General features: G+C 42.0%; 10 protein-coding genes and 1 pseudogene. 4 read left to right on the plus strand and 7 right to left on the minus strand.

All coding sequences use genetic code 11. From position 1 onward, the window contains the following. Positions 1-217, minus strand: a pseudogene (locus tag NR125_RS28775) (L-glutamate gamma-semialdehyde dehydrogenase); the annotation flags it as partial. A gap of 218 nt (positions 218-435) precedes the next feature. On the opposite strand from NR125_RS28775, the gene NR125_RS28780 reads away from it, so the two are divergent. Beyond that, the gene (locus NR125_RS28780; RefSeq protein WP_256816778.1) at positions 436-1,860 is read left to right on the plus strand and encodes a sigma-54 interaction domain-containing protein; all 1,425 of its coding nucleotides are present in this window, start codon (positions 436-438) and stop codon (positions 1,858-1,860) included. A gap of 171 nt (positions 1,861-2,031) precedes the next feature. Here NR125_RS28780 and NR125_RS28785 read toward each other — a convergent pair whose 3' ends face one another. From NR125_RS28785 to yugI, 3 genes are all read right to left on the minus strand, one after another. Beyond that, on the minus strand, positions 2,032-2,397 hold the full coding sequence (locus NR125_RS28785; protein ID WP_009331633.1) for a group I truncated hemoglobin: 366 nt from the start codon (positions 2,395-2,397) through the stop codon (positions 2,032-2,034). Between the two features lie 139 nt (positions 2,398-2,536). Next, the gene (gene nhaC / locus NR125_RS28790) at positions 2,537-3,961 is read right to left on the minus strand and encodes a Na+/H+ antiporter NhaC (RefSeq protein WP_256816780.1); all 1,425 of its coding nucleotides are present in this window, start codon (positions 3,959-3,961) and stop codon (positions 2,537-2,539) included. A gap of 239 nt (positions 3,962-4,200) precedes the next feature. Then, positions 4,201-4,599 (minus strand): S1 domain-containing post-transcriptional regulator GSP13, encoded by a 399-nt coding sequence (gene yugI / locus NR125_RS28795; protein WP_009331635.1) that lies wholly within the window; start codon positions 4,597-4,599, stop codon positions 4,201-4,203. A 278-nt stretch (positions 4,600-4,877) separates the two neighbouring features. Between yugI and NR125_RS28800 the strand changes: the two genes are divergently transcribed. Further along, the gene (locus tag NR125_RS28800) at positions 4,878-5,246 is read left to right on the plus strand and encodes a helix-turn-helix domain-containing protein (RefSeq protein WP_009331636.1); all 369 of its coding nucleotides are present in this window, start codon (positions 4,878-4,880) and stop codon (positions 5,244-5,246) included. Positions 5,247-5,349: 103 nt separating this feature from the next. Here the strand turns inward: NR125_RS28800 and NR125_RS28805 are convergent, their stop codons facing one another. Together NR125_RS28805 and NR125_RS28810 are read right to left on the minus strand one after the other, a co-directional pair. Beyond that, the gene (locus tag NR125_RS28805; RefSeq protein ID WP_009331637.1) at positions 5,350-6,525 is read right to left on the minus strand and encodes an aminotransferase; all 1,176 of its coding nucleotides are present in this window, start codon (positions 6,523-6,525) and stop codon (positions 5,350-5,352) included. Then, positions 6,525-7,028 carry an Lrp/AsnC family transcriptional regulator gene (locus NR125_RS28810; protein ID WP_071156710.1) on the minus strand — a complete coding sequence of 168 codons (504 nt, stop codon included), beginning with the start codon at positions 7,026-7,028 and terminating at the stop codon, positions 6,525-6,527. The genes NR125_RS28805 and NR125_RS28810 overlap by 1 nt, the downstream gene beginning before the upstream one ends. Positions 7,029-7,202: 174 nt before the next feature. Here NR125_RS28810 and NR125_RS28815 point away from each other — a divergent pair, with 174 nt between their 5' ends. Then, positions 7,203-8,051, plus strand: coding sequence for an alpha/beta fold hydrolase (locus NR125_RS28815; RefSeq protein WP_009331639.1), 849 nt, complete (start codon positions 7,203-7,205; stop codon positions 8,049-8,051). A gap of 51 nt (positions 8,052-8,102) precedes the next feature. Here the strand turns inward: NR125_RS28815 and NR125_RS28820 are convergent, their stop codons facing one another. After that, positions 8,103-8,363: a DUF1871 family protein gene (locus NR125_RS28820; protein ID WP_009331640.1), complete on the minus strand. Its 261-nt coding sequence runs from the start codon at positions 8,361-8,363 to the stop codon at positions 8,103-8,105. A 113-nt stretch (positions 8,364-8,476) separates the two neighbouring features. Here NR125_RS28820 and NR125_RS28825 point away from each other — a divergent pair, with 113 nt between their 5' ends. Further along, entirely contained in the window at positions 8,477-9,646 is a 1,170-nt protein-coding gene (locus NR125_RS28825; RefSeq protein WP_256816781.1) for a MalY/PatB family protein, read from the plus strand. The last annotated feature ends 151 nt before the right edge of the window (positions 9,647-9,797 follow it).

The following is a 9,797-nucleotide window of genomic DNA, read 5'->3' on the forward strand; positions in this document are numbered from 1 at the left end:
CGCGGTTTGCCTTTGAAACACGGCCAACTACTTCTTCTTTATTAGAAGGATTGATGGATACGATTTTTTCATCAGTAGAGATTCTTTCTCCGCCTATTAATAAGTCATAGTCCTGTCCTAAATAGCTTTCGACTGTTTTTAATCCCAGTAAGTATGCTTCACGGTTTTCTTCTGTTTTAAAATTTGTGAAAGGTTCATGTTTGTAAGGCTGTACCATGATGCCATCCCCCTTTAATAAATTCGTTTTTTATCCACCATTTTATTATGCAAGAACTGTGCCAAATATAAAAAGCTGATAAATGAGTATTTTCATAAACTGAAAGCAAAATATTTTTGCCCTTTTTAAATCACTAATAGTTATTGGTGCAAATTTTCATTGCATATATTCGAATTAGTATATACTATTGAATAAACTGCCGAGTGAAGGAGATCACAATGAATCACAGGGAATTTGAACAGCTCCAATTGAAAAGCAAGTTATTTCAACGGATATTAGATGAAATTGATGTTGGTGTCCATGTAGTGAATGAGGAAGGAAGAACAACATTCTACAATAAAAAAATGGCCCAAATAGAGGGTATGGATTATGAAGATGTACTGGATAAAAATCTGCTGGATGTATTTTCTTTCAATCAGGACGAAGACAGCACCTTGCTTCAGGCGCTCAAAAATGGCAGCAAAATTAAAAATGCCAAACAAACCTATTTTAACAATAAGGGACAGGAAATCACCACGATCAATAATACTTTCCCAATTATGGAAGATGGTGAACAGATTGGTGCTATGGAAATCGCACGTGATGTCACCAAGCTTGAAAAGCTGATCAGAGAAAATATGAATAAACGCGGAGACACCCGCTATACTTTCGATAGTATTATTGGCAGCAGCGACGAGATCCAAGAAGTGATTGAAGCGAGCAAAAGAGCAACCCGGACAAGTTCTTCTGTCCTGATTATCGGGGAGACCGGCACAGGGAAAGAGCTTTTTGCCCAAAGCATCCATAATGGCAGCAGCCGCTCTTCAAAACCATTTATCTCCCAAAATTGCGCTGCTCTTCCGGACAGTCTGATAGAGGGTCTTTTATTTGGTACAAAGAAAGGGGCATTTACAGGCTCCATTGAAAGGCCAGGATTGTTTGAACAGGCAAATGGCGGGACTTTGCTGCTGGATGAAATCAATTCACTTAATCCATCCCTGCAGGCAAAGCTTTTGAGAGTTTTGCAGGAAAAAACGGTCAGAAGGGTCGGTGATACGAAAGACCGGACAGTAGATGTAAGAATTATAGCAACCATTAACGAAGACCCGATTGATGCTATCTCAGAAGACCGTATGAGAAAAGATTTATATTACAGGCTAAGTGTTGTTTCCCTCTTTGTTCCGCCTCTGCGCGAGAGAAGAAAGGATATCAGGGATCTTGCACAATTTTTCATAGAAAAATACAATCAGCTCTTTGGGATGAATGTAGCGGAAATCGATGAAGAAGTAATGAGCAAATTCGAGCAATACGATTGGCCGGGCAATGTACGGGAACTGGAGCATATTATCGAAGGGGCCATGAATCTGATTGACCAGGAAGAAGCGATCAGCTATGTGCATTTGCCTCTTCACTTCCGAAATAAGCCTCAATTCAAGGAGGAGTCGAACGAAACCGGTCATTTGGAGGATTTGCTTATACAGAAAAACAAGCCTATTAAACCACTTGAACAATATATACAGGAAGCTGAAACCTACTATCTAAAGAAGGTCCTTAAACACCATGGCAATAATATAACCCAGTCCGCAAAATCTCTTGGCATGAGTCGGCAAAACCTGCAATACCGGCTAAGAAAATACGGAGTAAGGAAAGAAACAGCTGATTGATGCCGCTTGAGGTTAGAAGAATAATTTGTTCGCAGATATTTCGCAGATATAATGAATTTTACGCGATAAAACTTGATTATCTTGATTATATTCTTTGGCGGATAAAAGATATTTTCCGCAGGTGTATCCTAATTTCCGCATAACAAAAACGAAAAGCTCCCCTTGGGGAGCTTATTTGTATAGAATATCGTCCCTAAGAGCTGCAACGCGAGTCAAAGCTTCATCGATATCCCTCTCATTCACCCCAAAATGGGCAAGCGCATCATGCAGATGCCTGGCAATCGCGTTAAAGTGTTCGGGCTGCAGGTTCATACCCTCATGCGCTTTTGCCATGGAATTGCCTGAATATTGATTAGGGCCGCCTAATGCATAGCTTATGAACTTGGATTGATGACGTTTTTGCTTAATCATATCCGTATGCTCAAAAAACTGATTGACGGTCGGATCCTTTAATACCAGTTCCTCGTAAAAATAATCAACTACCTTTTCAATGGCTTCTCCGCCGCCTGCTTTTTCATAAAGTGTCTGTTCTGCCATAACTATCTCTCCTTTTAACAAAATGTATTCTTTGACTAACTCAAAGTCACTATTCATAAATCTCAACAGGAAATGCTCCCGTTTACTTTACCCTATCATCGCTTTTTCAAAAAACAAAAGACTCCGAATGATCGGAGCCCTATGATGCTATTTGATCTTTTTCTTCCATTTCTTTTCGTTCCTGATCACTCATGAAAGTTATTTTGTAGCCAAGCATGGCAAAGATAATAGCCAGGATCGGCACAGTGAAATTTAAAATCGCGTAAGGTGCATATTCAAAGGGATGAACAGCCAATGTTGACATGATAAACACTGCACAAGTATTCCATGGAACAAAAACAGAAGTGACCGTACCGCCATCTTCAAGTGCCCGTGAAAGATTTTTGGATTGCAGATTTTTATCCTTAAATGCCTGTGTGTACATTCTTCCCGGCAGCAGAATGGAAATATACTGCTCTGCAGCCGCCACATTTGTAAAGAACGCAGATAGTACGGTAGTTGCTACTAAACTTCTTGCTGAACGGGCCAATTTCAGTATCTGTTCAACTATGGCTTTTAACATGCCGGTCTGCTCCATAACTCCCCCGAAAGCCATCGCCACAATCGTTAGGGACACGGTGTACATCATATCGTCAATGCCGCCTCTATTGAAAAGCTCGTCCACCATTGTGTTGCCTGATTCAATCGAAAATCCGCCCTGAAGAGTATTGACCGCATCCCCCACAGCACCGCCCTGGACTAAAATATGGCAAAGCCAGCCAAGGAAAACCCCCACCGCAAGCGAAGGCAGTGCAGGCACCTTTTTTGCCACTAACCCTATAACAATTACAGGTACCAGTAAAAGCCAAGGAGAGATGACAAAGTTCTCTAATAAAACATTCATGACACCAGTTATTTTATCATTATTCAAATCATCCCCGCCAAATTGCCTTCCCAAAAACCAATAAGCAATAATGGCAATGGCCAGCGCCGGAAGGGTTGTGTAAAACATATGCTTTATATGCGCAAAAAGATCGGTGCCTGTGATTCCCGCAGCCAAATTAGTCGTGTCGGACAGCGGTGACATTTTATCTCCGAAATAGGCGCCTGAGATGATAGCTCCCGCCACCATTGGAGCCGGGATGCCCATACTGATTCCAATGCCCATACCGGCGACGCCAATTGTTCCCATTGTAGACCATGAGCTTCCGATTGCCAGAGTGACAATGGCACAGATAATACAAATTGAGACTAAAAACATGGATGGGGTCATCAGTTTTAATCCGTAAAAGACCATGGTCGCTACAATTCCCCCGCCAATCCAGGAGCCAATTGTCAAACCGACCATTATAATAATCAGAATAGCCGGGAGCGCTAACTTAATGCCTTTATAGAAGCCTTCCTCAATATCGTTCCACTTATAGCCAAAACGCCAGGCGATGAAAGCGGATACAATTGTTCCGGTAATTAAAGGCACATGAGGGCTTCCCTCAAACTTAACAATTGTAATAATCATGGCAGCAATCATCACCAGCAGCGGCAGCACTGAAAACCAGAAGGGAATTTTCTTTCCTGTTTCTTGCATGTATGTTCCTCCTTTTAAAGTTGCAGTTGGTTTAACTATTGCAAGATTAATGCCAAGATATTAAATTCCAACATTTTTCAGACTATTTATCTTAAAAAATATAAATTTCATCTTTTTTATGTAGCTAAGCATGCAAAAGAATTTGTCGAGCGCTCGCTCATTTTGCACGAGAAAGCAAATATTTTTTGCATCCCAATGAAAATAAAAAACCGGGCAGGAAACCCGGTTTATCCATTTTATTACTTCTTAATAAGATCTTCGCGCTGGGACTGGTCAATCCACTCTTGAAGCTTATCCTTAAGTGTGTTGAATCCCTGTGCAGATTCGTCTTCCATTTTGATTGGAGCTGCCTGGCGCTTGCGAGGCTTTCTAGCTTTCGCTTCTGCTTGGGGAGCTTCTTCTGTTGCACGGATTGATAAACCAATTTTACCTGCTTCTTCGTCAACAGACAGCACTTTCACCTTTACTTCATCGCCCACTTTAAGATGCTCATTGATATCTTTAACGAAACCGTGAGTCACTTCGGAAATGTGCACTAACCCCTGTGTATTCTCATCTAATGCCACGAACGCACCATATGGCTGAATACCTGTTACCTTTCCTGTAATAACACTGCCTACTTCGATTTTCTCAGACATGAAAACACTCCTATTTAAATTCAAATTTTATCTCTTTATACGCAATAAGAAATTATATCATAACTTCTTAAAAATATCAAAAATGATTTTGATGACACTCACTTACATTTTATCCCACAAAACAATTCTGACAGCCATTCATTATAATAAAACAATCCGCAAACAATATGTAGACATCTTTTTGGTTTGTTAACGAAATGTTCATGAAGTAAAGAAAGGATCTCACGTTTCTCATGATAAAATATAGATAGAAGAAATTGACAGTGGGAGTGATGGGTATGTCAAAAATCGGCCATAACATTAAAGCCTGCCGAGAACGCGCAAATATAACCCAGCAGCAGCTAGCTTTGAAAGTGAGAGTTGGAACGGGGACGATTGCAAAATATGAAAATGGAGACCAGATTCCTGATACCCAGACTGTTTTAAAAATCTCAACCGCCCTCGATATTCCAGCTTCTGAGCTGCTTGAACAGGAACTTCAGAAGGGCCAGTCAGGAATCGATTATGAAATTGAACAGCTTGTGCGTGAAATTGGCACCAAAAAAGCTAAGCTCATCTTGCGCAAAGCAAAGGAATTCAGCGAGGAAGATTTCCTCCGTGTCATGCAAATGCTATTTGAGATCAAATATGATCAAAAAGTTTTATAAAAGAGAGTATATAAAAAGAGAATACTGGTTAGCCTTGTAGTGTAAGGCTTTCTAGTATTCCCCCCTTTTTGAAGTTGACAATCTGTTGCGGATTGTCCTTTTTTTATGCCTTTTGGTTTCGCTTTAAGAAATGGCCAATTCTCTTAATTGCTTCCTGCAGCAACTCCATGGAAGTGGCATAAGAGCAGCGCACATGGCCTTCCCCGCTTTCGCCAAAAATATTGCCTGGCACCACCGCTACCTTTTCCTCCAGCAGCAGCTTTTCTGCAAATTCTTCAGAAGAAAGTCCCGTACTTTCAATAGATGGGAAAGCATAAAAGGCTCCGCCCGGCACATGGCATGTTAATCCCAGTTCATTTAGGGATTGAACGAAATAATTCCGCCTGCGCTTATAGCTCTTTTTCATATCCTCAACATCTGATCTGCCTGTTTTCAAGGCTTCAAGAGCGGCAAACTGGGCCATCGTTGGCGCACACATCATCGCATACTGGTGAATTTTCAGCATCGCCTGGGATATCGCTTCAGGAGCGCAGACAAACCCCAATCTCCAGCCTGTCATGGCAAACCCCTTTGAAAATCCCGAGATCAGGATGGTTCTTTTTTTCATCCCGCTGATTGCGGCAAAACTTGTATACTCGCCATCATAAGCAAGCTCAGCATAAATCTCATCTGAAAGAACCAGCAAATCGTATTTTTCAGCTATTTGGGCGATGGCCTCCAGTTCACTCCCACTTAACATTGTTCCAGTCGGATTATTGGGTGAACAAAGTATAATGGCTTTAGTTCTGTCAGTTATTACTTTTTCCAGCTGCTCAGGCAGAATCTTAAACCCATTCTCTTTTAAAGTTTGAACCTGAACAGGCACACCGCCCGCAAGAGACACTAATGGCACATATGATACAAAGCTTGGCTCGACTACAATTACTTCATCGCCCGGATCGAGGATGGCCCTAAGAGCTATATCAAGCGCCTGGCTCGCTCCCACTGTCACGATTATTTCACTCCGGGGAGAATAACATACTCCGAAGCTTTTCTGCATATATCCTGCAATTTCCTCCCGAAGCTCCATTAACCCGGCATTAGCCGTATAAGATGTATATCCCTGCTCAAGTGATAGGATGGCTGCCTCACGCACAGACCATGGTGTGATGAAATCAGGTTCCCCCACTCCAAGGGAGATGACTCCTTCCATTCCTGCAGCAAGGTCAAAAAAGCGGCGGATCCCGGAAGGCTTCAGCTCTTCCACCGTTTTTGATAAATAAGACTTAGTTCCATTCATTACGGTGACACCACAATTCGTTTGTCGTCTTCATTATGTTCAAAAATAGTGCCGTCATGCTTATATTTTTTTAGAATAAAATGTGTGGTTGTCGATAAGACAGAATCGAGAGTCGATAGCTTTTCTGATACAAATCGGGCGACCTCATTCATGGAACGGCCTTCGATGATGACAGAAAGATCATAGGCACCGGACATTAAATAGACAGACCTTACTTCTTTGAAACGGTAAATTCTTTGTGCAACTTCATCAAATCCCACCCCGCGCTTTGGAGCGACCTTCACATCAATCATTGCGGTAACCCCTTCATGACCGTCGACTTTTGACCAGTCAATAACGGAATTAAAACGCACAAGCACTTTCATTTCCTCGAGTTTATCTAAAATAGTTTCTGTTTCAGCCATACTTAATTCAGCCATTTTCGCAATGTCTTCCACAGGGATTCGCGCACTGTTGTTTTCTAAAATTTCTAAAACCTCTATTTGCTTTTCAGTTAATTTCACCTTTGTCGCTCCCATCCTTTAGTGATTTACTCTATAAAATAGTTACATTATAGCAAAAACTGCGGAAAATAAATGTGTCACTTTCATTATTTATTAATTTCTTTAAAATCATATGTGTCAAGATTAAGTTTAAGGGGAAAATAAAGTAAAACCGGGACTAGGAGGGGAAGGCCAATGGAACAAGCGACTTTTTCTGGAACAGAGCCTATTAATGGAACAGAGGTCTATTATGAATACTACAAACATGAGTCCTCCAGGGATACCCTGGTGCTGCTGCATGGTTTTCTGTCATCCACCTTTAGCTATCGCAGGCTGATTCCTCTGCTGCAAACGGAATTCAATGTGGTATCAATTGATTTGCCGCCCTTCGGCAAAAGCGGAAAATCCCAGCAGTTCGTCTACTCATACAAAAACTTGGCGGATACGGTTATCCGCTTATCAGAAAAGATGGGCTTTGAAAAAGTTACTTTAATTGGCCATTCCATGGGGGGACAGATTGTTTTAAATGTCGCACACTCCAAGCCTGAACTCGTAGACCAGGCAGTATTGCTTTGCAGTTCCGGATATATGAAACGAATGAAGCCGCATATCATCTTTTCAAGTTACATACCTTTCTTTCATCTGTATGTTAAATTATATCTACAGCGCTCAGGGGTAAAGCAGAATTTAAAAAATGTTGTCTACGATCATTCCATGATTGATGATGAAATGCTTTACGGATATTTGTCGCCATTTTTAGAAGACGATATTTTCCGGGCTTTAACCAGGATGATTCGCGATAGGGAAGGCGATATGCCTGCCTCTGCATTGAAGAAAATAGAAACGCCTTGTCTATTAATTTGGGGAGAACATGACAGAGTCGTCCCGCTTCATATCGGCAAACGGCTGAATAAGGATTTAAAACATTCCAAGCTGGTGGTATTAAAAGAAACCGGGCATCTTGTGCCGGAAGAACGGCCGGAAGATGTTCTTCAGCATATCAAGAGTTTTATGAATACCGTTCGGGTACAGGAAAGTGTATAGTATTGTGAATAAAAATGGCAGCCCCAAGGTCTGAGAGCTGCCGTTTTTATCTTAAATAGCACAGGAGCCATTATTCTTTATTTCCAGAAGACGCCCTGAGATTTCTTTGCATTTTTCCAAAGGAATAATTTCCTCAAACGAGAATTCATAAATGGATTGAATCTTCCTGGCCAATTTCATTAAATCATTTAAGTCATGGACTGCCTGGACTGAATCCGCAATTTCAGTATCATAATTGCCCGGCCCCACTCCAAATGGATCCCACTGATCCAGGGTGTAGACAAGCAAGAGATTCGTTTGCTGAATTTCCATGTATATCACCTTTTTATTATTCGGCCGACCGAGCCGCAATATTTTAATTTTTAGCATCAATATCATATCATAGAGTCAAGGTACATAAAAGAATTCTTAAGGCGGTGACAGGATTGAATCGTTTTAATTTCCATCAAAAAATCAGCAGGGAAAATACAGCTTCTGTTAAATGGGATCGGACCAAGGAGGTTTTTGGCAGATCCGATGTATTGCCCATGTGGGTAGCAGACATGGACTTTCAGCCTCCCGAAGAAGTAAAGCAAGCCATTGAAGACAGAATTGCTCATGGGGTCTATGGATATACGTATGCACCGGATTCTACTGCAGAAGCTATCGGACAGTGGCTGAACAAACGGCATGGCTGGAAAATCGAAAATGAGTGGATTCTATACAGCACGGGAGTGGTTCCCTCCATCGCAACTGCCATCCAGGCTTTTACTGAAAAAGAGGATAAAGTATTGCTGCAGTCTCCAGTATATACTCCATTCTTTGAGATGATTAAACAGAATGGGCGCACTGTCGTTAATTCTCAATTGAAACTCGAGAATGGCCGGTACGTAATTGATTTTGCCGATTTTGAAAACAAATTGAAAGAGGGCGTGAAACTATTCCTTCTCTGCAATCCGCACAACCCGGGCGGCCGAATGTGGACAGAAGAGGAACTGAGGAAAATAGGGGAGCTATGTGTTAAATATGATTGCCTTATTCTTTCCGACGAGATCCATTCTGATTTAATTTATAAAGGCCATAAGCATTATCCCCTTGCTTCACTGGATCCGCGATTTGCAGAACTCACGGTCACCTGCATAGCTCCCACAAAAACCTGGAACCTTGCAGGAATTCAAGCTTCAGCTGCCATTATAAGCAATGAGAAGCTGCGGAAGGCTTTTCAGGCAGAACAGCACAAGCAAGGATTCTTCACACTGTCCGCTTTTGGAATTATTGGCATGGAAGCAGCTTACCGCCATGGTGAGGAATGGCTTGATGGTTTGATGGATTATCTGGAAGAAAATAAAAGGACTGCTGCGGAATTTATTGCACAACACCTTCCGGGTATTCGCTTGATGGAGCCAGACGGCACATATCTTCTATGGCTTGATTGCCGCGGAATGGGATTAACTGATGCCGAACTGCGCCAAAACCTTTTGGAAAAAGGGAAGCTAGCCCTGGAACCAGGTCCGAAATACGGCCCGGGTGGCGAAGGATTTGTTCGAATGAATATTGCCTGCCCTCATGAAGTATTGGCGGAAGGGCTGGAGAGGCTGAAAAGAGCTTTTGGGTGATAGCGTTTGTGGAGGGCACGGCTGAGGCCGTGCTTTTTTGTGTGCTGGGAACTCACTATGGTGACCTTTTTCTTCTCTGGTTCTCGTTTTTCAGCTTCATGAACTCTTCATGGCGACCATTTTCTACTCAAGTTATCAATTTTCGGCTTCA

Source organism: Cytobacillus sp. Bac17 (assembly GCF_024519925.1).
GTDB classification, from domain to species: domain Bacteria; phylum Bacillota; class Bacilli; order Bacillales; family Cytobacillaceae; genus Cytobacillus; species Cytobacillus pseudoceanisediminis.